Origin of the sequence: Pandoraea pneumonica (genome assembly GCF_049918595.1) — a bacterium.
Classification (GTDB): Bacteria; Pseudomonadota; Gammaproteobacteria; order Burkholderiales; family Burkholderiaceae; genus Pandoraea; species Pandoraea pneumonica_A.
Genome location: NZ_JBNCRZ010000004.1, coordinates 690,822 through 713,333 on the forward strand (window position 1 = coordinate 690,822; position 22,512 = coordinate 713,333).

Below are 22,512 nucleotides of genomic sequence, written 5' to 3' on the forward strand. Positions count from 1 at the left end.
CGGAGCCCGTCAGTTACCTAGTGGGGCACAGGCCCCAGTCACACTTACTTCAGGAAGCCGATCGAGATCCACGGCACGAAGACCACGATCAGCAGCGCAACGAGCAGCGCGCCCATGTAGGTCCACATGCGGTTGAACACCTTGTCGGGAGACGTTTTGCCGATGGCGCACGCGGCGTAGAAGCCGACACCGAGCGGCGGGGCAAACAGCCCCATGCCCATCGAGAGAATAACGACCATGGCGTAGTGCACGTCGTGAATTCCCAAGGAGCGCGCCACCGGGAACAGCAACGGGCCGAACAGCACGATGGCGGGGATGCCTTCGAGCACACTGCCCAGCACGATGAACACGACCATCGAGATCAGCAAGAACCCGACCTGCCCGCCTGGCACGCCGTGCATCAGGCCAACCAGCTTGGCTGAGAAGCCCGACTGCGTGAGCGCCCAAGCCATGGCGGTGGCCATGCCGATAATCAGCAGAATCGCGCCCGACAGCGCGGCAGTTTCCGTGAGCAGCGGGTAAAGCCGTTTGAAGTTCAGATGCTTCTTGAACGCGTGCACGATCAGGCCGATCACGATGGTGTAGGCGATGCCCACCGTCGAGACTTCCGTCGCCGTCGCGGCGCCTTCGATCACAGCCGTACGGATCAGGATCGGCAGTGCGAGCGCTGGCAGCGCGATGATGAACGTCTTGCCGATCACGCTCCACGGCGCACGACGCGCGGCGCTGGCGGCTTCCTTGCGCGAGCGCGTGAAGCACACCACCACGATGGCGAGCGTGGCGATCACGGCGGGCAGCAGGCCGCCGACAAAGAGCGCGGTAATCGACACACCGCACACCGCACCGATCGTAATCAGCACCAGACTCGGCGGAATCGTCTCCGTCATCGCACCCGTCGAGGCGAGCAGCGCGACGAGGTCTTCCGGCTTCGAGCCGCGGCGTTGCATCTCCGGGAACAGTGCCGGGGCTACAGCGGCCATGTCGGCAGCTTTCGAGCCCGAGATACCCGAGACAAGGAACATGGCGCCGAGCAAAACGTATTGCAGGCCGCCGCGCACGTGGCCGAGCAGCGAGGCCATGAATTCGATCAGGCTGCGTGCCAGCCCGCTCATTTCAATCAGGGCACCCAGCAGCACGAAGAGCGGCACCGAGAGCAGGATCAGGCCCGACATGCCCTCGTCCATGCGGCTCACGACGATCTGCAAGGGGGCGTCCGTCACAAGCGCGAGATAGGCGAGCGTTGCCGTGCCGAAGGCAAACGCAATCGGAATGCCGCCCGCCACACACACGCCGACGATCAGCACGAAGAACACCAGCAGGTTGTAGTTGCCCATCGCGATCAGCGCCGGGCGACCTAGCCAAAGCGCTGCGCCGAGTGCGGCGACGACCAACACGCCCAACCCGAACTGGCGCACCGTGGAGCAACGCGCCATGCGAGAGATGGCGGCGAGCAGCATGAGGGCGGCACCTACCGGCAATGCGGCGGCACGCAAGCCATCGGGAATTTCGAGCGCAGGCGTGGTGATGTCCATCTGTTCGATGGCATGCGTGTAGGCCGGCATGATGATGAGCGCCACGAACACGCACACGGTGAGCGCGGCCATCGTCTGGAACCAGTCGCGCCACGCCGGAGGAAGCTTGTTGACGATGGCGGACAAACGCATGTGCTCACCGCGATCGAGCGCGATCACCGCGCCGAGCATCGATAGCCAGATGAACAGGATTTGCGCCAGTTCATCCGACCAGGTGAGTGGATTGTCGAACCCGTACCGCGAGATCACGCCCGCGAGCAGGATGAGAGTCTCCGCCACGACCAGCAGCACGGCAACCGCTTCGGTGACTTTCATCACCGCGCGGTTGACGTGGCAGAAGAGGCGGGCGAGCGCGTGCGTGGGCTCGGCCGTCATCGTCAACGTTTCCATTTACGCGAGCTTCCCGGTGTACTTTTCCAGCATCGCCCAAGCCTCGTCACCGAACTTCTTATGCCATTCGGTGTAGAAGCCTGCCGAGCGCAACTTGTCGCGGAACTGCTCGTTGTTCGGTGCGTTGAACACGAGACCCTTCTGCTTGAGCTCGACCATCACGCCGTCGTTGAGCTTCTTCACGTCGTCGCGCTGCACCAGTGCGGCAGCATTCACGTTGGCGGTGATGATGTCTTGCAAGTCCTTCGGAATCTTGTCCCACTTCTGCTTGTTGGCTAGGAACCAGAAGCCGTCCCACATGTGGTTCGTCATCGAGACGTACTTCTGCACTTCGTACAGTTTGGCCGTCGTGAGTAGGGCGAGCGGGTTCTCCTGCGCTTCGACGATCTTCGTCTGCAACGCCGAATAGACTTCCGAGAAGTTGATCGACGTCGGCGACGAATCGAACGCGCGGAACATCGACGTCCACAGCGGGCTCGTCGGCACGCGAATCTTCAGGCCCTTGAGGTCGGCCGGGGAGTTGATCGGGCGATTGCTCGTGGTGATCTGGCGGTACCCGTTCTCCCAAATCTTGTCGAAAGCGAACACCGTGGTCTTCGCGATTTGACCGCGCACGTGCGCGCCGAGATCGCCGTCCATGGCGGCCCAGACTTGGCTGTAGTCCTTGAACGCGAAGCCCACGCCCGAGATCTGCGCCGAGGGCACCAGCGTGCCGAGAATCAGCGGCGAGAGCGTGAAGAAGTCGATTGCGCCCGAGCGAATCTGACTCAGCATGTCGCTATCGGTGCCGAGCTGGTTATTCGGGTAGATCTGGAAGTCGATGCGGCCCTTCGATTGCTCCGCGATCTTCTGCGCCATCTCCTTGGCGCGGATATTCATCGGATGGCTGATCGGCAGGTTGTTGGCGAACTTCAGCGTGATCTCGGCGGCGTGTGCCTGCGTCTGATACAACCCCGTGGCGGCGGCTGCCGATGTGGCGGCCACAACTTTGATGAAGTGGCGACGATCCATGGTGCTCATACTGCATGTCTCCTTGTTTTAGGTTTGGTGACTGCGTCTGAAGCGGGAAGGTGCGGGCATGTTGCCCTGCAACCTTCCTGCCAACTCGGAAAGCGGGCTCGCAAGTGGCTTGGCTATCTTACGCAAATCGAATGCCAGTTCGACGTCCTGACGGGAAAACCCTTACGTTGTTAAGCATCCACGCGATCGCCAACCCACGGCGCAGTGGCTTTTGTCAGGTGGAACAAGCGGGGGACGAGGCAAGACGGGCCTGCATGGGGATCAACTGGGCCGTGCGCGGGCATGCGACACCTGTCGCATCGGGGGCGCCGATTGAGACAGGTGTCTCGCGTGAGTGCGACAGTCGGTGCGACACCTGTCGCACGTGAGACACCCGTGATTCGACTCGGAAAGCATTGCTGCATCACAGCAAATTCGCCTCACTCGCGGGGCATTCGAATTCACTTGATGCGCTTGGGAATCCGGCTTTACGCTTACGTCAATTGCGCGCACGCCACAAGCGTGTGTCCGGACGAGGGCACGAATCGCCTGCCGTCTGGTTGCGCAAGCGGCGTTCGATGTCGTGGCGTTCATGAGCCGCGCAAAACTGGCATCGAAATTGCTCACCGGAGTCTGGATCACCCCAATTTTCCGGAGATACTTCATGGTTGCTGCATGCCTTACGGGCTGGGCCCACTCCCAGTTCGGCAAACTCGATAACGTCGACGCCGAAGTTCTGCTGGCCCAGGTGGCGCAAGCCGCGCTCGACGATGCGGGCCTCGCGCCCGAGCAGATCGACTCGATTCATGTCGGCACTTTCAACGGCGGCTTCCTGTATCAGGATTTCCCGTCGTCGCTCGTCTTCAACAACATTCCCGGTCTACGCTTCAAACCCGCAACGCGCTACGAAAACGCGTGTGCCACCGGTTCTGCAGCCGTGCATGGCGGGCTGCAATCTATCGAAGCGGGCAAGGCCACGCACGTGCTCGTGATCGGTTTCGAGAAGATGACCGAGCTTGCTAACCCGCAAGTCGGCGAAGTGCTGCTCAAGTGTTCTTATGCCCGCGAAGAAGCCGGTATTCCGGGCGGTTTCGCCGGGGTGTTCGGCACCATTGCGCAGCAGTACTTCGATCGCTACGGCGATCAGTCCGACGCGCTCGCGCGCATCGCGGCGAAGAACCATCGCAACGGCACGGTCAACCCGTACGCTCACATGCGCCGCGACTTCGGTTACGACTTCTGCCGCAACGTCTCCGAGAAGAACCCGTTCGTCGCCGGTCCGCTCAAGCGCACCGATTGCTCCATGGTTTCCGACGGTGCCGCCGCACTCGTGATCTCGAAGGCCGATGTCGCTCGCACCATGCCGAAGGCCGTGGGTTTTCGCGCAGCTGTGCAGGTCAACGACTATCTGCCGCTCTCGCGCCGTGACGCCCTCGCGTTCGAAGGCGGACAACACGCGTGGCGTCAGGCGCTGGGCGTTGCCGGGTTATCGCTCAAAGACTTGTCGCTGGTCGAGACGCACGACTGCTTCACCATCGCCGAGCTCATCGAATACGAGGCCATGGGGCTGGCTAAGCCTGGGCAGGGTGCCAGTGTCGTCGCCGAGGGGCTGACGGAGAAAGACGGCTTGCTGCCGGTCAACCCGTCGGGCGGTCTGAAGGCGAAGGGGCATCCGGTGGGGGCGACGGGGGTATCGATGCACGTCATGGCCGCGATGCAACTCACGGGCACGGCGGGCGAGATGCAGATTCCGAACGCCAAGCTCGCCGGTGTGTTCAACATGGGCGGCGCGGCGGTGGCCAACTACGTGAGCATTCTCGAAGCGCGTTGATCGGCATGAATGGACCAGCGGCCGTGTTCGATGCGCAGGGCACGGCCGTGCAAAGCAGACAAAGCGCAAAGCAGAGGAGACGAGCAAGATGCTCAAGAAGGTCATGAATCTCGGCCGCCTGTTGGCCGACGTTGCCCGGCGCCATCCGAATGAGGCGGGTGTGATCATCGGCGACAAGGTGGCGACGTGGGGCGAAATCGACGCTCGCGTGAATGCCGCCGTCGATGCGTTACGCAAGCTCGGTGTGGGCAAGGGCGACAAGCTGCTGGTGCACTCGCGCAACAATCTGCCGATCTTCGAGAGCGCGTGGGTCGCGTTCAAGCTCGGTGCGATCTGGGTGCCCACGAATTTCCGTATTACCGCGCCGGAAGCGGCGTATCTCGGCCAGTCGAGCGGCGCGTGCGCAATGATCTACGACGCGGGTTTCGAAGGACACGTCGACGCGGTGAAGGCCGCCTCACCCGCCTTGCGCCACGTGATCGCGCTGGGCACGCCGCGCGCGGGCGAACTGCACTACGAGACGCTGGTCGCCGAGCACATGGGCGCGCCGGAGTTCGAGGAAGAAGTGGAGTACGAAGACCCGCTGTGGTTCTTCTACACCTCGGGCACGACGGGGCATCCGAAGGCGGGCGTGCTCTCGCATGGGCAAATGGCGTTCGTCGTCACCAACCATCTCGCCGACCTGATGCCGGGCATCACCTATCGCAGCCGTTCCATGGTGGTGGCACCGCTCTCGCACGGCGCAGGTATTCACGCCATCGTGAATACGGCACGTGGTGCAGCGAGCGTGTTGCTGCCCGGCGAAAAGATGGATGCGGCGCAAGTTTGGCAGGCGATCGAGCGACATCGTGTCGACAACATGTTCACCGTGCCGACCATCGTGAAGATGCTGGTCGAAGACCCGGCGGTCGATGAATACGATCACAGCTCGTTGCGCTTCGTGATTTATGCAGGCGCGCCGATGTATCGCGCCGATCAGAAGTACGCGCTGCAAAAGCTGGGCCGCGTGCTCGTGCAGTACTACGGTCTGGGCGAAGTGACGGGCAACATCACGGTGCTGCCGCCGTGGCTGCATGGCGATGACGACGACGCGCCCGATGCGCGCGTGGGCACCTGCGGATTGCCGCGCACCGGCATGGAGGTCGCGATTCTCGACGAGCATGGCGTGCGTCAGCCGCCGTTCGGTTCGGGGGAGATTTGCGTGCGTGGTCCGGCGGTGTTCATGGGGTATCACAACAACCCCGACGCGAACGCCAAGGCGTTCAAGGACGACTGGTTCCACACCGGCGATCTCGGCCACGTCGATGAGCAGGGGTTCCTGTACATCACCGGACGCGCGTCGGACATGTACATCTCGGGCGGCTCGAACGTGTATCCGCGCGAGATCGAGGAAGCGTTGCTCACGCACCCGGCCGTGTCCGAGTGCGCAGTGCTCGGCGTGCCCGACCCCAAGTGGGGTGAGAGCGGGCTGGCGGTCGTGGTGGCCCGTGAGGGCATGGCCGCGCAAGCCGACGAGTTGCTGGGACATCTCGAAGCGCGCATTGCCCGCTACAAGTGGCCGCGCCGTTTCGTGTTCTGGAATGCCATGCCCAAGTCGGGCTACGGCAAGATCGTGAAGAAGCAAATCAAGACGATGCTCGAAGAGCAAGGAGACTATCGACTATGAAACCTGCGCTTTCACGGATCTATCGGCATGCAGGCGCCCCCACGTTACCCCGTGTGGAAGACTGCGTGTTGAGCGGGCAGCACGAACTGCGCGTGACGATCCGGTCTGGTGCGAATCTTGGCGAGTCGTTACGCGCGGCGTTATCCCGCTATGCGTACGGCGGCGGCGTCGGCCGTTTTTGCGCGGGGACCGCGCGAGGTCTGCGGTATCACATGATCGAGAACACCGCAGATGCAGAGCGCCCCTTCGGGTACGGGGCGCCGGTCGACGAAACCCGGGAAGTGGACCTGATCGGCGGCGCCATCACGGTGGGCCGCACAGCGGACGGTGCGACGCTGCTGCATTGCCATGCGGGGTTTTCCGACCCGTCGGGCACATTGCACGGCGGCCATCTGATTCTCGATCACACGTGGGCCGGCGACGAGCCCGTGGTGATCCGCCTGTGCTTGTTCGAGCATGGCGGCTATGTGACCGCAGACGATGAGGAAACGCGCTTTCACCTGCTCCATCCCGTTGCCGGAGATCGCTCATGAGCGCAGCGCTCGATGTTCCCGTCGCCATCGAGAATGGCACGCTGGGCCGGCTGGTGGTGGCCCGTCTCAAACCGAATCAGGACCTGACCGAAAGCATCGAAGCGCTGTGCGCGGAGCATGCGATCTCGCGCGCCATCGTGCGTGGGGCGGTCGGCAGTCTGATCGATGCACGCCTCGCGTTTCGCGCGGGAGAGGGCTGGCGCGAGCAACTCGTGCAGGGCCCGGGCGTGGAAATCCTTAACGTGTTTGGCGAAGTCGATGTGCGCACCGACCCGGCGAACGCGCTGCCGATGCTGCACGGCATGGTGGCCGACACCGAAGGGCGCATGTTCGCCGGTCGCTTCGTGCGCGGCGGCAACCTGTCGTTCATCACCATCGAAGTCACGTTGCAAGAGTGGTTGCCGGTGTCGTGATGCGCAGGAAGGACTCGATGGCGGTGACGAGTGCGAGTGGCGTTTCGTTCATCGGATAGTGACCGGCGTTCGGCAAGACCTCGAGCGTGGCGTGGGGATATCGTTGCAGATACGTCTCGCGCACGAGCGTTGCGTTGAACGTCGGGTCATGTTCGCCGACGAGCACTTTCATCGGGTGCACGCCTGTTATCTCGTGGCTGAAGTCGGTATCGGCCCACGCGGCGAAGTAAGCGGCGAAGGCTTCCGGCGTCGAGTGCGATGCCGAGTAAGCCGCCTTCCATTCGATCCATGGCGATGGCAGCCGGTTGCCGGTGCTGCGGTCGATGATCGCCTTGCGAAGCGCTATGTCGTGCGCCGCGTTTTCGAACATCGCGCGACTCGCCGCGTCGAACGGCACGCCGCCGCATGGCACTGGCGTAAGCGGTATCAACGCGCGAACGCGCTCAGGCGCGCGGACGGCGATTTTTTCGATGGCCATGGCGCCCATGGAGTGACCGATGAGGCTGAAGCTCGGCGCGTCGATGGCGTCGGCTGACGCGAGCGCGTCGTCGGCAATCTCGTCGATGGTGTAGGCGCCTGCGACTTCGCGCATGCCGCCGTAACCGCGGTAGTCCATGAAGACGTAGCTGAATTCGTCGCGCGAGAGCCATGCTTCGATGGCGTCGAACGAGTGGGCGTCGCCGAACCAGCCGTGCAGGACGAGCACAACGTGAGGGCCAGTCCCCACGCGATGAAAAGTATTGGGCATCACAACTCCAGGTATGAATCGTTTCGACACGGGGAATCGTAGGTGTCGGTGCCGCTGCCCGCCGTCAACATTAGGTCAATCGCTGTAGAATTCGGGCCATGCGAAATACCCTGCTCGATCCCTACGAAACCTTGCCGCGCAGCGTGGTTGTGACGGCTAACGACTATCCGGCCGGGTCGACCTACCCTGAACATGCGCACGGCCGAGGGCAGTTCGCGTTCGCGTCGCGCGGCATGATTACGGTTGCCACACCGCAAGGGCGATGGTTCGTGCCGCCGCAGCGCGCTTGCTGGGTGCCTGCGGGCATGCAGCACGAGATGACCATGAGCGGCCCCGTGACCATGCTCAACACGTTCATCGCTAGTGAGGCTGGTGCGGCGGCCGGGATGCCGTCGCATTGCTGCGTCTACGCTGTGTCGCCGTTGCTCCGGCAGTTGATGGATGACGCTGTGGATTTGCCCGCCATGTACGACGCCGACGGGCGAGACGGTAAGCTCATGGCCTTGTTGGTCGCAGAGATTGCCGCGATGCCGCGCTTGTCATTGCATGCGCCGTTGCCGCGAGATGCGCGGCTGGTGGAGGTGTGTAGTGCGATCTTTGCTGCGCCGTCGATTGCGACGGATCTCGATGATGTGGCCGTTGCAGCTGCGATGAGTCGGCGTACTTTCACCCGACGATTCCGCGACGAGACGGGTGTGAGTTTTGCCGAATGGCGACAGCAGGTATGTTTGTTGGCAGCGATTGCACGCCTGAGCGAGGGACAGTCGGTGACGCGCGTTGCGCTCGATTTGGGCTACGGCAGCCCAAGCGCCTTTACTTCGGCATTTCGCCGTGTGCTGGGCGATGTGCCGAGCCGGTATTTGGAAACGCAAACCGGGGCATCCGAATGATCGGCTGCCCCGGCGTGTTGCTATCTAGCGCTATGTCGTAACGACTTACGCCACTGTCGGCGTCACGAGTCCGTCCTCACGAAACATGTGCTTGATACCGCGCACTGCCTGACGAATCCGCGATTCGTTTTCGATGAGTGCGAAGCGCACGTATTCGTCGCCGTACTCGCCGAAACCGATGCCGGGCGAGACCGATACCTTCGCTTGTGCGAGCAGTTTCTTCGCGAATTCCAATGAACCGAGGGCGCGATACGGCTCCGGAATGCGCGCCCAGATATACATCGAGGCTTTCGGCAGATCGACGGCCCAGCCCGCTTCGATCAAGCCCTTATAAAGCACGTCGCGACGCCGCTGGTATTGCGCGCGAATCTCTTCGACACATGTCTGATCGCCTTCCAGCGCAGCAATAGCCGCGACCTGCACCGGCGTGAACGTGCCGTAGTCGTGATAGCTCTTGATGCGCGCGAGCGCCGCAACCAACTCCGAGTTACCGACCATGAAACCGATGCGCCACCCGGCCATGTTGTAGCTCTTCGAGAGCGTGAAGAATTCAACGGCAACGTCTTGTGCGCCCGGCACCTGCATGATCGAGGGCGCCTTGTACCCGTCATAGACGATGTCGGCGTAGGCCAGATCGTGCACGACGAGGATGTCGTGCTTACGGGCGAGCTCGATGACGCGTTCGAAGAATTCAAGCTCGACGCACTGCGCCGTGGGGTTCGACGGGAAGCCGAGAATCACCATCTTGGGCTTCGGATGGCTTTCGCGAATGCCGCGTTCGAGTTCGGTGAAGAAGTCGATGCCGGGCGTCATGGGCACGGAGCGAATGTTCGCACCGGCGATGACCGCGCCGTAGATGTGGATCGGGTACGAGGGGTTGGGCACGAGCACCGTGTCGCCTTGGTCGAGCGTGGCGAGCATCAAGTGGGCGAGACCTTCCTTCGAACCGATCGTGACGATGGCTTCGCGCTCGGGGTCGAGTTCGACGTCGTAGCGGTCTTTGTACCAGCGGGTGATGGCGCGACGCAGACGCGGAATGCCACGCGAAGTCGAGTAGCCGTGCGTATCGGGGCGTTGTGCCACTTCGACGAGTTTGCTGACGATGTGGGGCGGGGTGGCCCCGTCAGGGTTGCCCATCGAGAGATCGATGATGTCTTCGCCACGACGGCGCGCCGCCATTTTGAGTTCGGCGGTGATGTTGAAGACGTACGGGGGAAGACGATTGATGCGCGCAAAGCTGCGCGAGCTCTGGGAGCCTGACATGTTGATCCTGGAACGTAAGCGCCCGGAACCGTCCGAGCGACGCCGGTGTGCTGGCCACACCGTGACGGCGACTTTAGCAAGGCAGCGCGCGGTTGTGCAAGACAAATTTTCGGGGGCTGTCGGTTATGATGAGCGGCCTTGAAAACCGGAGGATAACGATGGCGTATCTGTACTTGTTGGTGGCGATTGTGGCGGAGGTGATTGCCACGTCGGCGCTCAAGGCGTCGGACGGATTCTCGCGCGTGGGGCCGGTGGTGCTGGTCGTGGCGGGGTACGGCGTGGCGTTTTATATGCTCTCGCTCACGCTGCGCACCATTCCCGTGGGCATCGCGTATGCGATGTGGTCGGGGCTGGGTATCGTGCTGATCTCCATCGCGTCGCGCGTGTTGTTCGGGCAGAAGCTCGATGCGGCGGCGATGCTGGGTATGGCGCTCATCATCGCCGGTGTGCTGGTGATGAATCTGTGGTCGAAGTCGTCGGCGCATTGAGCTGCGCACGGGTCTCCGCACTAAGCGGTGATTTGCTCGGCTTCGGCCTCCGCTAGCACCGCTTTGAGTGCGCTCACGCACATATCGATTTCCGCGCGCTCGATGATGAGCGGCGGTGCGAGACGCAACACGGTCGAGCGGGTTTCTTTCGCGAGGATGTGACGGCGCAGTAAACGCATCGCCAGATCATGCGCGTCGGCCAATGCGGGATCGATTTCGATGCCGACCCAAAGGCCGCGACCGCGCACTTCTCGAATGACCGGCGAATGAATCGCGCGCAGGCGAGAGAGCAAATATTCCCCCATTTCCGCGCTTCTACCGGGTAGGTCTTCATCAGCCATGACGTCGAGTGCTTCGAGCGCGACGGTAGCGGCCAGCGCATTACCGCCGAAGGTCGAGCCGTGGCTGCCGGGCTCGAACAGGTCGATAACGTCGTGTCGCGCGACAAATGCCGAGACTGGCAGTAATCCACCACCCAGCGCCTTGCCCAGCATCACCCCATCCGGCACGATGCCTTCGTGCTGATAGGCGAACCATCGCCCGGTGCGCCCGAGCCCGGATTGAATTTCATCGAGCAGCATGAGCACGTTCTGCTCGGTGCATAGATCGCGCAGCGCGCGCAGGAAACCGTCGGGTGGCACGACGACACCGCCTTCGCCTTGAATCGTTTCGAAGAGGACGGCGCAGGTGTTGGGGGTAATGGCGGCGCGTACGGCGTCGATGTCTCCGAAGGGCACGCGCACGAATCCGGGAGCGAACGGGCCGAAATCGGCGCGATAGGCGGGCTCAGACGAGAAGCCGACGATGGTGGTGGTGCGGCCGTGGAAATTGCCGTCGGCGACGATGATTTCGGCTTTTTCGGCGGGAATGCGTTTGACGCTGTAGCCCCATCGGCGGGCGGCTTTGATGGCGGTTTCGACGGCTTCGGCACCGGTGTTCATTGGCAGGGCGCCGCCGAGGGTGGTGAGGTCGCACAGGCGTTCGAGGAAGGCGCCGAGCTTGTCGGAATAGAAGGCACGCGAGACGATGGCGAGCCGTTGTGCTTGGGCGGTGAGGGCGGCGACAAGGCGAGGGTGGGCGTGGCCGTGACTGACGGCGGAGTAAGCGCTCATCATGTCGAGATAGCGGGTGCCTTCGACATCCCAGACCCAGACGCCCTTGGCGTGCGAGAGCACGACGGGGAGCGGGGCGTAATTATGTGCGCCGTAGCGTTGTTCGCGTTCGATCTCGTTCATGAGCGCGTCCCTCCACATCAGCAGTCTAGATGGGAAGGGAGTGGCACGTAAAGAGGACATCTCCCGAGGCAGCGCTGATGAAATTGGCATGCGCGTGCGCTATAATCGCCGATTCCTCGGGCGTTTACGTGCAATTTGCGTGCGGTTTGCGATTGCGAATCATCTACCGCAAAGCGCTTAACGCCCTGGAACCTTCCGGCAGCGACACTCGGTCGCCGCCAACACGCACTGCCCATAGCTCAGTTGGATAGAGCATCGGCCTTCTAAGCCGACGGTCGGGGGTTCGAATCCCTCTGGGCAGGCCAGCATCTGCAAGAAAATCTAAGACTTAGCCGTCATTCCGATTGCGCTGATCGCCTATTCAAAGATCAGGTGAGCGAGATTTCGCGATCGTATCCCTTCCATCGATAAAGTAGCGCAGAGCAGATCCACCCAATGGCGAATATTGCGACGATGCCATAGCCGAGCAGCCCGAAATTGTTGTTCAGAAGATCGATGTAATGCCAGAAGTCGCCCGAGAATTGCATGGTTTTCCCGATCAATCCAATGACCTCGATTCCCCCGATGAGGAGTGCAACGACGGTGGATAAGAGGGTAATCGTCAGGTTGTAGTAAAGCTTTCGCAACGGCTTCACAAACGCCCAGCCGTAAGCACCGATCATGATGATCCCATCCGTCGTGTCGATGGTGAGCATCCCCGCGGCGAAAAGGCACGGGAACACTAGGATGGTCCAAAGTGAGAAGCCGGCCGAGGCCTGCGAGGCGGATGTGCCCAGCAATGCAATCTCGGTCGCGGTCTCGAAGCCAAGCCCAAATAGCAACCCAAGCGGGAGCATGAGCCAACTGTCGCGGACCAGACGAAAGAGCGGTCTGAACAGTCGGGCCAGCAAATTGCCCTGGATACCGTGATCGGCCGCGTGACCCGCTTCGTCGGTCCGGCCGCTGCGCACGCGGCGGAACGTTCGGACCAGATCGAAAAGAAGCACCAGGTTGATACCGCCGATGCCCAGCAAAAAAAGCGCAGACACCATCGTGCCGATTACGGCACCAGTCTGCCGCAGCGAGTCGAAGTGATGGACGAGAGCCTCTGTTGCGATCGCCACGAAGAGGGACCCCAGCATGACAGTCATCGAATGGCCCAGCGCAAAGTAGAACCCGATCGATATCGGACGTTTGCCGTCGTTCATCAGCTTGCGAGTCACGTTGTCGATCGCAGCGATGTGATCGGCGTCCATCGCATGTCTTAAGCCGAAACTGTAGGCAAGAAACGCTGTCCCGATCAATGCAGGGGAGGCGCGTAGCACCAGATACGCCCAAGTCCAGGCAACGATATTGACCAGAGCAAGCACCCCGTACATCGCGACGATCCGTCGCCTGGTCGGCATGTCCCGCCAAGCGGGCTTAATCGCCGCGTTCGTCTGTCGCATCCTTGTCTCCATTGGACGTGTGTTGTGGTGCCCGCAGCGAGAACGCAGCCACGAGTTCCTGGGGCTCGAGCGTGCCGCTGGCTTCGATGACGCTCAGGAGCGCTTCGAGGAATCGCTCGTAATAGTCCCAGGGCGGTTGATCGGCGCAACCACCGGCTTCCCACTGGCCGATAGCGGTAATCAGGCGCTGGCGAAAATCCTCCCATTCGAAACAGCCGGCTTTCGACAACGACAGGGCGAGGCCAAATACGTCGTGCTCCCAGCGATGGGTAAATAGCAATCGCCCTTCGACGCGCGGGGGCGAGTCCACATGGCCCAGCATGGCAGCCGTCGCATATTCCTCGAAGCGGGTAAACATGCCGCGTCCTAGGCAACGGGCAGGCGTGCGAGCGCCACACCCATCATCGATTCCGGAGTGACGAGTGAGCTCAGATCTGCTTCACTCATCCCGTCGGTGTTCTCTGGGCGTTCCGGTATGACGAACCAGCGAATCTGCGCGCTGCTGTCCCATACCTTCACCTCCTTTGACGACGGTACGTCCACACCGAATTCACGTAGGACGTTTCTCGGTTCACGAACGCCACGTGCTCGGAATATCGGATCTTTGTACCAGTAAGGGGGAAGGCCCAGAACCGGCCACGGGTAACACGAGCACAACGTGCAAATGACAAGGTTGTGCACATCAGCGTCATTGGCGACGGCCGCCATGTGCTCCCCTTCCGCACCCGTCATACCGAGTGGTAAATCCAGTTCCGCAATCGCGGCTGGCGTGTCGTCGATCAGACGGCGCTTGTAGTCGGGATCGACCCATGCGCGCGCGACGATCTTCGCGCCGTTGAACGGTCCAGCAATGGACTCGAAATGTTGCAACACTGTGTCGACAGAATCGCTGCTGATAATGCCCTTCTCTATCAGCAGCGCCTCTAGCGCGCGAACCTTCGCGGCGTTCGACAACTCCCTATCGCTGGGGTAACCGAATATTTCGTTCATGATGGCGTCCGGACGATCTGTTGAGTTCAAGCTTGCGTGACGTAGGCTTCGTATAGGTCGGCATACAGTAAGGTGTTGGTTTCGCGCGGCTCCTTTCCCCAAATGTCCTCCGGGTTGAACGCAATCCGATAGACGGTCATGGGTGCCCCAATGCCGTCGACACCGGTCGACACGAAATACGAAAACAGACCTGGATACACGAAATCGACGACACCGTGTTTGTTGCGCAGATAGCCCGGCAGGCGTGTGTGCTCGACAGCGTCCGGATCCGCGATGCGTACCGAATCGCCGAGCTTGAATCGCGCTGCGTGCTCGGTAATGTGATGGCCGGAATCGCCATGCCGGAGATACGTGCTGATCTGATCATCGATGGCAACGTTTTCCCGCTCGGGCAATGCAGCGTCGGGTTGATGGCGATAGAGAGTGGTCTTTTCGGACAGCTCCTGCTCGGTGATATAGCCAGCATCGATAAAGAACTGGGCAATGCCGCCGAGCCATTTTTCGTAGTAGCGATATTTAAAGTAGTCGAAGGGTTGCATTCCTTCGGCCCCCGTTCGCAAGGATGCCCACGTCCAATCGCTATGAAAGGTTGTCTCAAGGTCGCGAATGGGATAAGCAGTCTTGGCGTGGGCTAGGTGCGCGCTTTGCGCCATCATCGACGTGTGAATGCCGAAGATGCGGCGCTCCCATGCTTCGGCGAACACTCGCGTGTCGAGATTGATTGGCCCGAGATTTTCGATGCCGCCAATATGATGTTGCAGCTTCATCGCTTGTTTCCCCTCTGTGTTTGTATCCCTTGACCGCATGCGCCCGCATGTCGGTTAGAACGCACAGCGCCGATGTTCAAATCGCCGCCGCGCACGCTCGCAACCCTTCACCAATCTCGCCGACATCCAGGTCACGACCAATCACGACGAATCGGGTCTCACGCAAGACATCGCGGTTCCAGGGCCGGTCGAAACGGGTTTCCATCAGCATGTGAACACTGTGGAAAATCACGCGACGTCCCTCTCCATTGAGGTTGAGCACCCCTTTCATGCGCAGGAGCGAGGCACCTCTGCGTTGCACCAACTGGTTGGCCCACCGCTCGAAGCGAGCCGCATCGAGTGGTTCGGGAAACCTGAATCCGCATGACTGAACACGTGTGTCGTGTTCGTGGTCATGATCGTCTCCGGTGAGCAGATCTGGCTCGACACTCAGGAGATGGTCGATTGAAAAGGTGCGGCGAGAGAACAGACTGTCGGCGTCGACCTTGGCGTGATTTGTCAGATCGATTGTCGCGGCGGGATTGAGTTGGCGCAGCCTTGTGCACAAAGCATCAACGGCCTCTGGCGAGGCCTCGCGGGTTTTGTTGAGGACAATTCGGTCACCCACCGCAACCTGTTCGGAAGCGATGTCGTCGTTGAGTTGCTCTTGCGCGTGAAGCGCGTCGACCAAGACGACAACCGAATTCAACTCGACTCGTTCGCGTAGACCGGCGTCGGCTAGAAACGTTTGCAGAACTGGTGCCGGATCGGCGAGGCCGGAAGTCTCGACGATCAAATGGTCGAGATCGTTGCCATAGCGATCGAGCAGGGTGACGATGCTCGTTACAAGATCACCGCGCACGGTGCAGCACACACAGCCGTTGCTGATCTCTACGATGGCGTTCTCTTCGGCGACAATCAGTTCGCCATCGATGCCGATATCACCGAATTCGTTGACGACGATGCCGATGCGCCTCTCCCGGCTGCAGTTCAAAAGATGATTGACGAATGTCGTCTTCCCAGCGCCGAGAAATCCAGTGACGACGGTTGCGGGAACGCGTCGGATGGTCATAGCCGTTCCTCCCCTCTGTTGATGATATTTAATATATCTGTGAGGGGTGAGGCTTGTGTGGCAAACAAATCCTGTTGTCCGTTTTCCTCCTTACTTTGGCTCGATTTGACCCATGCCCCTGCGCTGGGGGCGTCGCAACGATGGTCCACTGCCCGTTCGTTCTTCTCGAAACCCGAGGTCGGGATTTGAACGCCTATGGGAACGAGTCACCAAAGAAGCGTCCCGCCGGGGATGTGAGCTGACCCGGCGGGATTTTTTCGGTGCAACGATCAATCAGGTGACCGCGCCAACGGAAAGCTCCGATGTTGCCGTACTGCCAACCGTTGCCCGAGCTCGCCAGACGATCCCCAGAATGACGCCCAACACACACAGTGCCGCGATATACCAGGCGGGTGCCATCAGCATGTTTTCGGCTGCAAAGAGCGCCATCAGCGCCGGAGCAGTGCCGCCGAAAATGGCGTATGCGGTGTTGTACGACAGTGCAAAGCCGGTGAAGCGAACTTGCGGCGGGAAGCTCTGAATGATCATGTAGGGTCCGAGGCTGATCGTCGCGATGAAGAAGCCGCCGATGACGTAGATGCTCCACGTCGAACTGCCTCCCGTTATCAGCGAATAGAAGAACGCCACCGAGACGATGAGCATGGCAATGCATCCCATCACATAGGCCCTGCCAACCCCAATTCGATCTGCCAGCCAGCCCATGAACGTCGCGCCGATGATCAACAGCAGGATCGACCACGAGTTGTATGAGAACGCTTGCGTGGCGGATATGCCGAAGTGCGACTGAATGAAGGTCGGCGTATACAGGAAATAGAGGACGAAAATTCCCGAATAGACCCACGTCAGGAGTACCGACATCAGAATGCTGCGGCGATGGTCAGCGAGCACCACGGCCAGCGGCGGGCGGCTGTCCGCCTCACGTCGTGCACGAATGGCTTCGAAAACTGGCGTCTCGCGAAGGTATCGACGCAGGTACACGGAGATGAGGCCGAATACTCCGCCCAGAATGAACGGCAGCCGCCATGCCCAGGATTCAAGTGTTGCCGTGTCGAAGTAGACGAACAGGAACTTCGCGCTGAGCGAGCCAAGCAGCATCCCCGAGCAGAGGCCGGACATCAGAATCCCGCAGGCAAGCCCGGCACGTCCGCTGCGCACGTGTTCCGCGCAAAAAATCCAAGCGCCGGGCACTTCACCCCCAACCGACAGCCCTTGCAGTACGCGACAGAACAGGAACAACAGCGGGGCCGCAAGACCAATCGCGTGGTAGGTGGGGAGCAACCCAATCAACAAGGTCGGTGCGGCCATGAGAAAGAGCGTCAGGGCGAACATCTGCTTGCGTCCGATCTTGTCGCCGAAGTGGGCGAAGAAAACGCCGCCAATCGGACGAACCAAATAGCCTGCCGCAAAAATACAGAAAACTTGCAGTTCCGCGAGCCAGCCTGGCATCTCCGGCGGGAAGAATACAGTCACTAGCAGCTTGGTAAAGAACACGGCGACGATGAAGTCGTAGTATTCCAGTGCACCGCCCAATGACGTCAGAAAGAGCGTTCTTGCGTCTTTGCGACTAATCGCGCCTGAGCCGGTAGTCGCGTGATTTCCTGGTGTCGAACTCATTTTGTCTCCTGAGCCTATCGATTCTCTGCGTCAGGAGTCAATCTCCGACGAATTGAGAATTGCGTTATTTATATAGCATTGCTAATTAATCTGGCGCCTGTCTTCGCGGCAATTCCGAGAGCTTCCGATGTCGCCCAGTTCGTCCGCGTTTGCCAGACGAGGTGGCGCTCACGAATATCTCGGAAGCGCCTTCGGGGCACTTCCGAGATATCGATGCTGGCGAATCAGACGTCGATGCGTTCCTCTTGAACCGATTTCCGCGCTGCCATGTTGAAGCGCTTGTCGTAGACGACGCGCCCGCCAGTGGTCGGGCCGGGATACTGGACGATGAACATCAGGCCACCGGTCTCGGTCGTCAATTCTTCTTCGCAGTGGGGGTCCCCGTGCTGCAGCACAGTACCGGGACCGCATTTGTGGCCGCCAATCACGAATTCGCCTTCGAGGATGTACCAGATCTGGGCGAAATCGTGGCGATGCCACGGGTGATGTGCGCCAGGTTCAAGACGCAGAAGGCCAGCGTTGGGCAAGGTCGGATCTTCGAGCGTTGGGTGCACAAGCATCTTGCCGGTCTCACCGGGCCACCGGATGGTCTCCCATTCCATGTCGTCGATGTGCAGGATGCGGGGTGGGAGATCGTCCGTTTTCGTTACCGGATTCGCAGTGTTTTGTGTTTCGATTTTCATAGCACTCTCCTTTTCTTGCGGTCAATCATCGTGTGGAATCAAGATCCATGCATCGCGGCGGATGCGGGATGAACATTTTTAATCTGCGTCCTGCAACGGCTTCGGCAGTAGTGCCTGCGGGAAATTTTGATAGCACACGGGGCGAAGGAATCTCGCGATCGCAGCGGTGCCGACGGAAGTGAAGCGCGAGTCGGTCGTGGCGGGGAACGGCCCTCCGTGAACCATCGCGTGGCAGACGTCCACGCCGGTCGGATAGTCGTTGGCAAGGATGCGGCCGCACTTTCGTTCAAGCGTCGGCAGGAGTTCTCGAGCCAACGCCTGATCTCCGTTGCCCATTTGAATTGTGCAGGTGAGCTGGCCTTCGAGATGTTCAGCTACTACGAGCATTTCGTCCGCGCTGTCGCAGTACACCACCAGCGACGCGGGGCCGAAGATCTCGCTCTGCAACGAGTCGTCGGCGAGAAAAGCCTTCGCCGAAACCGCGAACAGCGCCGGTTCAGCGATGCATGTTTCGTCAGGCGAGGACATTGAGGTCAGGGTGCTGACGCCCGGTGCGTCAGCACGAAGGTGCGTCGATCGACGGTACGACTTGGCGATATTCGGTGCCAGCATCGCCTGTTTTCCCTGCTCACGCATCAAGCCGGTCAACTCGGCAACGAACGCTTGTGCGGGTTGTCCGTTGATCAACACAATCACGCCGGGATTCGTGCAGAACTGCCCCACGCCAAGATTGATCGACTGCATTAGTCCCTGTGCCAGTAGCGACGCGCGCGTCGCAAGGGCTTCAGGCAACACGAAGACTGGGTTGATGCTGCTCATTTCGGCGAACACGGGAATCGGCGCTTTGCGAGTCGCAGCCAAGGCCGCGAGCGCCAGCCCGCCCTGACGCGACCCGGTGAACCCGACCGCCTTGATAGCCGGATGCATTACCAAAGCCCTCCCGATTTCGTGCGCCGCTCCGGAGATCATGGAGAAGACACCGTCGGGCATGCCGCATTCGATGGCCGCTCTCCGAACTGCCTTGGCCACCAACTCAGACGTGCCCGGATGTGCCGGATGTGCCTTGACCACTACCGGACAACCAGCGGCGAAGGCCGACGCCGTATCGCCGCCAGCCACCGAAAACGCGAGCGGGAAGTTGCTTGCTCCGAACACGGCCACGGAGCCTAGCGGTACATTCCGGCGCCGCAGATCGGCACGCGGATTCGGCTGCCGATTCGGCATGGCTGGATCGACGGCGACATCCAGCCAACGCCCATCTCGCACGACCGATGCAAAGAGCCGTAGTTGCCCGACCGTGCGTGCGCGTTCGCCGACTAAGCGAGCCTGGGACAGGCCGGTCTCGGCCCGGGCGCGCTCGATGAGGTCCTCGCCTAAATCGAGGATATTCTCGGCGATACGCTCCAGAAATCGAGCGCGTTCGTCTGCGGGAAGACTGCGGAACGTGTCGAACGCGTGGCTGGCCAGTTCGCATGCTTCGTCGATCTGTGCAATGTCGGCAGACCCGAAAGGCGGCTGAAGGTGAACGTTGCGCACGGGGTCGAACGCGAAGGTATTTGGCTGCGTGCCACGCACGTTGCGCCGTCCGATAATCATGTCGCCGGTAATGCTAGTCAACACGCTTGCTTCTCCTTGATCGGGCTTGATCGATCTGCCCAGAGGTTGAATCACCACGACGCTGCCAGCAGATTCACGTAGTCCGTCTCGGACGCCTCACGCGGGTTGGTCTTGTGGCTGTGATCTTTGAGGGCTCCGCTAACGATGGCCGGGAACCAGTCCTGCGGCACATCGACCTGCGAGAGCTTTGTTGGCAGGCCAAGCCGTGCCGTCATGTCTTGTACGGCCGATGCAACGTCCATCGAATCGCCGATCCCCATCGCCTGTGATAAGCGCCGCAGTTTTTCTTCCTGACGAACTGTCTCGTCGACTTCGTTGAATCGAATTACCGCGGGAAGAAAAATCGCGTTCAACGTGCCGTGATGCAATTTGGGATTGATACCGCCCAACGAATGGCTGAGGCTGTGCACGCACCCCAACCCTTTCTGGAATGCGAGTGCGCCTTGCATGGATGCCGACATCATGTTCATCCGTGCGTTGCGGTCATCGGCGCAATGCGTGGCCTGTTCGATGTGTCGCCACGCGCGCCACAGACCGTCGAGCGCAATGCCGTCAGCGGCAGGGTTGAACGTCGGCGACATGAAGGTCTCGATGCAGTGGGCGATGGCGTCCATGCCGGTCGCCGCGGTGAGCGTTGGGGGCAGTCGCATCGTCAGCGCCGGATCGCAAATCGCGACCCTTGGGACGACGTAAGGCGAGATGACACCCACCTTTCGGCCATCATCGAGAATCAGAATGGCACCGCGGCCGACTTCGCTGCCCGTACCCGCCGTCGTCGGAATGGCGATCAAAGGTGCAGTTGCCGACGTGATACGTTGCAGTCCACCCTCCGTGACCGCGAACTGCCGAAGCGGCCCCGTGTGCGTTGCACAGACAGCAACGCCTTTCGCCAGATCGATCGATGAACCACCGCCGACGGCGATGATGCCATCGCACTCATTGGCGAGATAGGTCGAAACGGCGCTTCGTACTGCAGTCTCGTTTGGGTTCGGCGGAGTGTCGTCGAACACGATGCACGCCAGTCCAATAGCATCGATGACCTGGTCTGCAATGCCTGCGTTTCGCACTCCTTTGTCGGTCACGACGAGTGGGCGGCGAATTCCGATTTGCGCGCATTCCTCAGCGAGGAGTCGAATTGCGCCAAAGTCAAACTGAATGCGAGTGATGTATTGGATGAGGGCCATTGTTATTGAATAATTGTTATACCTGATCGATGACGGTGGCTTCTGGTCCAACTCATGTAATTGAGCTTCTAAATGCCTACCGGTTTGATTTAGTATAGGCATCGCGTCCGTAACAAGATATTGAGAGGTTCTGATACAGGTATGACTTTTTGTTAATCCAATGACGCCTTCGCTCGATTCGATCATTTCGCGCCTGCATCTGCGGCAACTGCGCCTGCTCATTGCTCTGTATGAGCACGGCTCGCTGCTCGGCGCGGCGCGTCAGGTGTCTCTGACGCAACCGGGGGCAAGTCGCGCCCTACATGAAATCGAGACGGCCTTCGGTGCGCCGTTGTTTACCCGTACGAATCGAGGTCTCGAGCCGAATGAAATGGGGCATTGCGTCGTTCGGTATGCGCGTCTGATTCATACGGATCTCACACATTTGCGAGAGGAGCTTGTCGGTATCTCCCGAGGGCGGGGTGGCCGGGTTTCCGTCGGCGTCATCATGGGGGCCGTTCCGTTATTGACCGGCGCGATCACAGCCCTAGTGGCCAAGCATGGCGACATGTCTATCGAGATCGTCGAGGACACGAGTACCACGCTGCTAGGCCTAATGGACGAAGGACGAGTCGACGTTGCCATATGCCGTACCACCGTCAGTCAGACCCCGCATTTCTACGACAGCCTGGTGTTGCAGGAGGAAACGCTGGCGGTGATTGCTAACGTCGATCATCCGCTGGCTGGTGCTGGCGCGTTGACTCTGGCCGCGTTGTCCGACCATCGCTGGCTTGTCTATCGCGCGAACATGCCAATGCGTCTCCTGCTTGAGCGGGAGTTTCACGAGGCGGGTCTGCGGTTTCCCCAACATTTGCTGGAGACCACTTCGGCGCTCGCGACTCTGAGCCTGCTTCAAAAGAATCTCTCGCTGGTGGCGCTGGTCTCCATCGACGTTGCCCGGTTCGTGGCCGATCACGGCATGGCCTGCATCTTGCCGGTGAAGCTGTCGTCTCGCAGCGAGCCATACGAATTGGTCACGCGCAAGGGGCTTCCCCTGTCGCCCGCAGCACAATTACTGGTCAAACAACTCGTCGAAAGCCCCGACACATAAGGCGACGGTGGCGTTTGCCTCTCTGAAGCACTGAAGCGGCATGCAGGAAGTCAGCTCCCACATGCCGCCACAACTCAGGCCTATGTGTGGCGCACTCGAGC

Annotated in this window: 20 protein-coding genes, 1 tRNA gene and 1 pseudogene; 8 read left to right on the top strand and 14 right to left on the bottom strand. The window is 60.6% G+C overall.

Translation table 11 applies throughout. From position 1 onward, the window contains the following. Nucleotides 1–44: 44 nt before the first annotated feature. Together ACPWR9_RS19710 and ACPWR9_RS19715 are read right to left on the bottom strand one after the other, a co-directional pair. Nucleotides 45–1,907 carry a TRAP transporter large permease subunit gene (locus tag ACPWR9_RS19710; RefSeq protein ID WP_426331098.1) on the bottom strand — a complete coding sequence of 621 codons (1,863 nt, stop codon included), beginning with the start codon at nt 1,905–1,907 and terminating at the stop codon, nt 45–47. A gap of 15 nt (nt 1,908–1,922) precedes the next feature. Continuing rightward, nucleotides 1,923–2,942 carry a TRAP transporter substrate-binding protein gene (locus ACPWR9_RS19715; RefSeq protein WP_426330812.1) on the bottom strand — a complete coding sequence of 340 codons (1,020 nt, stop codon included), beginning with the start codon at nt 2,940–2,942 and terminating at the stop codon, nt 1,923–1,925. A 643-nt stretch (nt 2,943–3,585) separates the two neighbouring features. Between ACPWR9_RS19715 and ACPWR9_RS19720 the strand changes: the two genes are divergently transcribed. From ACPWR9_RS19720 to ACPWR9_RS19735, 4 genes and pseudogenes are all read left to right on the top strand, one after another. Continuing rightward, complete coding sequence (locus tag ACPWR9_RS19720) at nt 3,586–4,752, top strand: acetyl-CoA acetyltransferase (protein WP_150680501.1); 1,167 nt, start codon at nt 3,586–3,588, stop codon at nt 4,750–4,752. 64 nt (nt 4,753–4,816) lie between these two features. Further along, a pseudogene (locus tag ACPWR9_RS19725) lies at nt 4,817–6,418 on the top strand (acyl-CoA synthetase); the annotation flags it as partial. Continuing rightward, nucleotides 6,415–6,951, top strand: coding sequence for a hypothetical protein (locus ACPWR9_RS19730; protein WP_426330811.1), 537 nt, complete (start codon nt 6,415–6,417; stop codon nt 6,949–6,951). The pseudogene ACPWR9_RS19725 and the gene ACPWR9_RS19730, both read left to right, overlap by 4 nt. Beyond that, nucleotides 6,948–7,364 carry a PPC domain-containing DNA-binding protein gene (locus tag ACPWR9_RS19735; protein WP_426330810.1) on the top strand — a complete coding sequence of 139 codons (417 nt, stop codon included), beginning with the start codon at nt 6,948–6,950 and terminating at the stop codon, nt 7,362–7,364. The genes ACPWR9_RS19730 and ACPWR9_RS19735 overlap by 4 nt, the downstream gene beginning before the upstream one ends. Here ACPWR9_RS19735 and ACPWR9_RS19740 read toward each other — a convergent pair. Next, a complete protein-coding gene (locus ACPWR9_RS19740) occupies nt 7,333–8,112 on the bottom strand; it encodes an alpha/beta fold hydrolase (protein ID WP_426330809.1) in 780 nt (259 codons plus the stop codon). The genes ACPWR9_RS19735 and ACPWR9_RS19740 overlap by 32 nt on opposite strands. A 98-nt stretch (nt 8,113–8,210) precedes the next feature. Between ACPWR9_RS19740 and ACPWR9_RS19745 the strand changes: the two genes are divergently transcribed. Further along, the gene (locus ACPWR9_RS19745; RefSeq protein WP_426330808.1) at nt 8,211–9,002 is read left to right on the top strand and encodes an AraC family transcriptional regulator; all 792 of its coding nucleotides are present in this window, start codon (nt 8,211–8,213) and stop codon (nt 9,000–9,002) included. Between the two features lie 45 nt (nt 9,003–9,047). Here the strand turns inward: ACPWR9_RS19745 and alaC are convergent, their stop codons facing one another. After that, entirely contained in the window at nt 9,048–10,265 is a 1,218-nt protein-coding gene (gene alaC, locus ACPWR9_RS19750; RefSeq protein WP_426330807.1) for an alanine transaminase, read from the bottom strand. Nucleotides 10,266–10,423: 158 nt separating this feature from the next. Between alaC and ACPWR9_RS19755 the strand changes: the two genes are divergently transcribed. Continuing rightward, the gene (locus tag ACPWR9_RS19755; RefSeq protein WP_150680495.1) at nt 10,424–10,753 is read left to right on the top strand and encodes a DMT family transporter; all 330 of its coding nucleotides are present in this window, start codon (nt 10,424–10,426) and stop codon (nt 10,751–10,753) included. 20 nt (nt 10,754–10,773) lie between these two features. On the opposite strand, the gene rocD is transcribed toward ACPWR9_RS19755, so the two are convergent. After that, on the bottom strand, nt 10,774–11,988 hold the full coding sequence (gene rocD, locus ACPWR9_RS19760; protein WP_426330806.1) for an ornithine--oxo-acid transaminase: 1,215 nt from the start codon (nt 11,986–11,988) through the stop codon (nt 10,774–10,776). A gap of 228 nt (nt 11,989–12,216) precedes the next feature. Here rocD and ACPWR9_RS19765 point away from each other — a divergent pair. Beyond that, nucleotides 12,217–12,293 (top strand) — tRNA-Arg (locus ACPWR9_RS19765). Between the two features lie 63 nt (nt 12,294–12,356). Here the strand turns inward: ACPWR9_RS19765 and ACPWR9_RS19770 are convergent. The 9 genes from ACPWR9_RS19770 to ACPWR9_RS19810 all read right to left on the bottom strand — a co-directional run bounded on the left by ACPWR9_RS19770 (nt 12,357) and on the right by ACPWR9_RS19810 (nt 21,321). Then, the gene (locus ACPWR9_RS19770) at nt 12,357–13,415 is read right to left on the bottom strand and encodes a HoxN/HupN/NixA family nickel/cobalt transporter (protein ID WP_426330805.1); all 1,059 of its coding nucleotides are present in this window, start codon (nt 13,413–13,415) and stop codon (nt 12,357–12,359) included. Next, on the bottom strand, nt 13,390–13,773 hold the full coding sequence (locus tag ACPWR9_RS19775; protein WP_426330804.1) for a nitrile hydratase accessory protein: 384 nt from the start codon (nt 13,771–13,773) through the stop codon (nt 13,390–13,392). The genes ACPWR9_RS19770 and ACPWR9_RS19775 overlap by 26 nt, the downstream gene beginning before the upstream one ends. A gap of 8 nt (nt 13,774–13,781) precedes the next feature. Then, nucleotides 13,782–14,405: a nitrile hydratase subunit alpha gene (gene nthA, locus ACPWR9_RS19780; protein WP_426330803.1), complete on the bottom strand. Its 624-nt coding sequence runs from the start codon at nt 14,403–14,405 to the stop codon at nt 13,782–13,784. Nucleotides 14,406–14,431: 26 nt separating this feature from the next. Then, nucleotides 14,432–15,172, bottom strand: a complete 741-nt coding sequence (nthB, locus tag ACPWR9_RS19785; protein WP_426330802.1) for a nitrile hydratase subunit beta — start codon at nt 15,170–15,172, stop codon at nt 14,432–14,434. 76 nt (nt 15,173–15,248) lie between these two features. Beyond that, nucleotides 15,249–16,223: a CobW family GTP-binding protein gene (locus tag ACPWR9_RS19790; protein ID WP_426330801.1), complete on the bottom strand. Its 975-nt coding sequence runs from the start codon at nt 16,221–16,223 to the stop codon at nt 15,249–15,251. A 273-nt stretch (nt 16,224–16,496) separates the two neighbouring features. After that, nucleotides 16,497–17,837: an MFS transporter gene (locus tag ACPWR9_RS19795; RefSeq protein WP_426330800.1), complete on the bottom strand. Its 1,341-nt coding sequence runs from the start codon at nt 17,835–17,837 to the stop codon at nt 16,497–16,499. A 224-nt stretch (nt 17,838–18,061) separates the two neighbouring features. Next, nucleotides 18,062–18,520 (bottom strand): cupin domain-containing protein, encoded by a 459-nt coding sequence (locus tag ACPWR9_RS19800; RefSeq protein ID WP_426330799.1) that lies wholly within the window; start codon nt 18,518–18,520, stop codon nt 18,062–18,064. A gap of 78 nt (nt 18,521–18,598) precedes the next feature. Next, on the bottom strand, nt 18,599–20,116 hold the full coding sequence (locus ACPWR9_RS19805; protein ID WP_426331096.1) for an aldehyde dehydrogenase (NADP(+)): 1,518 nt from the start codon (nt 20,114–20,116) through the stop codon (nt 18,599–18,601). 71 nt (nt 20,117–20,187) lie between these two features. Continuing rightward, a complete protein-coding gene (locus tag ACPWR9_RS19810) occupies nt 20,188–21,321 on the bottom strand; it encodes an iron-containing alcohol dehydrogenase (RefSeq protein WP_426331095.1) in 1,134 nt (377 codons plus the stop codon). Nucleotides 21,322–21,481: 160 nt separating this feature from the next. On the opposite strand from ACPWR9_RS19810, the gene ACPWR9_RS19815 reads away from it, so the two are divergent. Next, a complete protein-coding gene (locus tag ACPWR9_RS19815) occupies nt 21,482–22,411 on the top strand; it encodes a LysR family transcriptional regulator (RefSeq protein ID WP_426330798.1) in 930 nt (309 codons plus the stop codon). Nucleotides 22,412–22,512 lie beyond the last annotated feature (101 nt).

Excerpts from the sequence above, each read along its gene's own strand:
- ACPWR9_RS19710 (WP_426331098.1), bottom strand. The coding sequence starts at position 1,907 with ATGACGGCCGAGCCCACGCACGCGCTCGCCCGCCTCTTCTGCCACGTC.
- ACPWR9_RS19715 (WP_426330812.1), bottom strand. The coding sequence starts at position 2,942 with ATGAGCACCATGGATCGTCGCCACTTCATCAAAGTTGTGGCCGCCACA.
- ACPWR9_RS19720 (WP_150680501.1), top strand. The coding sequence starts at position 3,586 with ATGGTTGCTGCATGCCTTACGGGCTGGGCCCACTCCCAGTTCGGCAAA.
- ACPWR9_RS19730 (WP_426330811.1), top strand. The coding sequence starts at position 6,415 with ATGAAACCTGCGCTTTCACGGATCTATCGGCATGCAGGCGCCCCCACG.
- ACPWR9_RS19735 (WP_426330810.1), top strand. The coding sequence starts at position 6,948 with ATGAGCGCAGCGCTCGATGTTCCCGTCGCCATCGAGAATGGCACGCTG.
- ACPWR9_RS19740 (WP_426330809.1), bottom strand. The coding sequence starts at position 8,112 with ATGCCCAATACTTTTCATCGCGTGGGGACTGGCCCTCACGTTGTGCTC.
- ACPWR9_RS19745 (WP_426330808.1), top strand. The coding sequence starts at position 8,211 with ATGCGAAATACCCTGCTCGATCCCTACGAAACCTTGCCGCGCAGCGTG.
- alaC (WP_426330807.1), bottom strand. The coding sequence starts at position 10,265 with ATGTCAGGCTCCCAGAGCTCGCGCAGCTTTGCGCGCATCAATCGTCTT.
- ACPWR9_RS19755 (WP_150680495.1), top strand. The coding sequence starts at position 10,424 with ATGGCGTATCTGTACTTGTTGGTGGCGATTGTGGCGGAGGTGATTGCC.
- rocD (WP_426330806.1), bottom strand. The coding sequence starts at position 11,988 with ATGAACGAGATCGAACGCGAACAACGCTACGGCGCACATAATTACGCC.
- ACPWR9_RS19770 (WP_426330805.1), bottom strand. The coding sequence starts at position 13,415 with ATGCGACAGACGAACGCGGCGATTAAGCCCGCTTGGCGGGACATGCCG.
- ACPWR9_RS19775 (WP_426330804.1), bottom strand. The coding sequence starts at position 13,773 with ATGTTTACCCGCTTCGAGGAATATGCGACGGCTGCCATGCTGGGCCAT.
- nthA (WP_426330803.1), bottom strand. The coding sequence starts at position 14,405 with ATGAACGAAATATTCGGTTACCCCAGCGATAGGGAGTTGTCGAACGCC.
- nthB (WP_426330802.1), bottom strand. The coding sequence starts at position 15,172 with ATGAAGCTGCAACATCATATTGGCGGCATCGAAAATCTCGGGCCAATC.
- ACPWR9_RS19790 (WP_426330801.1), bottom strand. The coding sequence starts at position 16,223 with ATGACCATCCGACGCGTTCCCGCAACCGTCGTCACTGGATTTCTCGGC.
- ACPWR9_RS19795 (WP_426330800.1), bottom strand. The coding sequence starts at position 17,837 with ATGAGTTCGACACCAGGAAATCACGCGACTACCGGCTCAGGCGCGATT.
- ACPWR9_RS19800 (WP_426330799.1), bottom strand. The coding sequence starts at position 18,520 with ATGAAAATCGAAACACAAAACACTGCGAATCCGGTAACGAAAACGGAC.
- ACPWR9_RS19805 (WP_426331096.1), bottom strand. The coding sequence starts at position 20,116 with ATGATTATCGGACGGCGCAACGTGCGTGGCACGCAGCCAAATACCTTC.
- ACPWR9_RS19810 (WP_426331095.1), bottom strand. The coding sequence starts at position 21,321 with ATGGCCCTCATCCAATACATCACTCGCATTCAGTTTGACTTTGGCGCA.
- ACPWR9_RS19815 (WP_426330798.1), top strand. The coding sequence starts at position 21,482 with ATGACGCCTTCGCTCGATTCGATCATTTCGCGCCTGCATCTGCGGCAA.